Here is a 2,210-nt window from a genome sequence, read left to right as displayed (position 1 = left end):
CCCGAGCCGCCCGCCGCGGCCGGCCTGAGCACCGCGGCCGACATCGCGGCGCTGGTCGCATCGGACCACCGCGACCCCTTTGGCGTGCTCGGCCCCCACCCCATCGCAGGCGGCACGGTCATCCGCTGCTTCCGGCCCGATGCCGTGGCGATCGACGCCATCGATCCGGACAGCGGGGCTGTCCTGGCCAAACTCGACCGGCGCCATCCCGACGGCGTGTTCGACGGCCGCGTCGACGCCCCCTTCCCCGCCCGCTACCGGCTGCGGGTCGATTACGGGCCGGCCGGCGGTGTCTGGGAGATCGATGACCCCTACCGCTTTCCGTCCAGCTTCGGCGAACTCGACCTGTACCTGCTTGGCGAAGGCACGCATCTCGAACTCTACGAACGGCTCGGCGCCCATCCACGGGTGCTGGACGGGGTCGACGGCACTGTCTTCGCCGTCTGGGCCCCCAACGCCCGCCGCGTCGCCGTGGTCGGCGATTTCAACAATTGGGACGGCCGGCTGCACTCGATGCGGCTGCATCCCGGCATCGGGGTGTGGGAGATCTTCCTGCCCGGCATCGGCCCCGGCGCCGCGTACAAGTTCGAGATCCGCGGGCCGGACGGCGCCCTGCAGCCGCTGAAGACCGACCCCTTCGCCTTCCGCGCCGAACATCCGCCCAAGACCGCCTCGATCGTGCATGGCCTGCCGGCCGCCGACTGGGACGATGCCGAATGGATGGCCGCGCGGGCGGCGGCGCAGCGGCGCGACGCCGCGATCAGCATCTATGAGGTCCATCCCGGCTCCTGGCGCCGGGTGCCGGAAGAGGGTGGCCGCCCGCTGTCGTGGCGCGAGCTGGGCGACCAGCTGATCCCCTATGCCACCGGGCTGGGCTTCACCCATCTCGAGCTGATGCCGATCAGCGAATTCCCGTTCGACGGATCCTGGGGCTACCAGCCGATCGGCCTCTACGCCCCGACCAGCCGCTTCGGCCCGCCGGAGGATTTCGCCGCCTTCGTCGACCGCTGCCACCGCGCCGGGCTGGGCGTGCTGCTGGACTGGGTGCCGGGGCATTTCCCGACCGACCAGCATGGCTTGGCCCGTTTCGACGGCACCGCCCTCTACGAGCATGCCGATCCGCGCCAGGGCATGCACCAGGATTGGGGCACGCTGATCTACAATTACGGCCGGGCGGAGGTGCGCAACTTCCTGCTCGGCAACGCGCTGTACTGGCTCGACCGCTTCCATCTCGATGGGCTGCGGGTCGATGCCGTCGCCTCGATGCTGTATCTCGACTACAGCCGCAAGGCCGGGGAATGGGTGCCGAATCGCTTCGGCGGGCGCGAGAACCTGGAGGCGGTGGACTTCCTGCGCCAGACCAATGTCGAGGTGTTCGGCCGGCATGAGGGAGTGACCACGGTGGCCGAGGAATCGACCGCCTGGCCGGCCGTGTCGCGCCCGGCCCATCTCGGCGGGCTCGGCTTCGGCTACAAGTGGAACATGGGGTGGATGAACGACACCCTGCGCTACATGCAGAAGGACCCGATCCACCGGACCTGGCACCATTCCGATCTGACCTTCGGCCTGCTCTACGCCTTCAGCGAGAATTTCGTGCTGCCGCTGAGCCATGACGAGGTGGTGCATGGCAAGGGCTCGATGCTGGGCAAGATGCCGGGCGACGACTGGCAGAAATTCGCCAATCTGCGCGCCTTCTACGGCTTCATGTGGGCCCATCCCGGCAAAAAGCTGCTGTTCATGGGCGGGGAGTTCGCCCAGCGCGCCGAGTGGGGCCACGACAGCAGCCTGGACTGGCACCTGCTCGACACCGAGCGGCATGCCGGGGTGCAGCGGCTGATCAGCGACCTCAACCGGGTCTATCGCGATGTGCCGGCGATGCATGTGCGCGACTGCGAGCCGGAAGGCTTCGCCTGGATCGACGCCAGCAACAGCGCGGATTCGATCCTGGCGTGGCTGCGCCTTGGCCATGACGGCGACCGGCCGGTGCTGGCGGTCTCGAACTTCACCCCGGTGCCGCACCAGGGCTATCGCATCGGCGTGCCGCATGGCGGCCGCTGGATCGAGCGGGTGAACACCGACGCCGCCGGCTATGGCGGCTCCGGCCTCGGCAATTTCGGCGGGGTGGAGGCCGAGGCCTCACCCTGGCACGGCCGGCCCTATTCGGTGCTGCTGACCCTGCCACCGCTGGCGACGATGCTGTTCGAATGGGC

General features: G+C 69.2%; 1 protein-coding gene. It reads left to right on the top strand.

The features are described from left to right. Positions 1 to 24 precede the first annotated feature (24 nt). The coding region (gene glgB, locus AC3XYG_RS07860) for a 1,4-alpha-glucan branching protein GlgB (RefSeq protein WP_489139259.1) at positions 25 to 2,210 on the top strand (2,186 nt) is incomplete at its 3' end.

It is taken from the genome of Inquilinus sp. (assembly GCF_057815775.1).
Note: the sequence above shows the minus strand (reverse complement) of the source record. Positions and strands in the feature narration are given on the sequence as shown.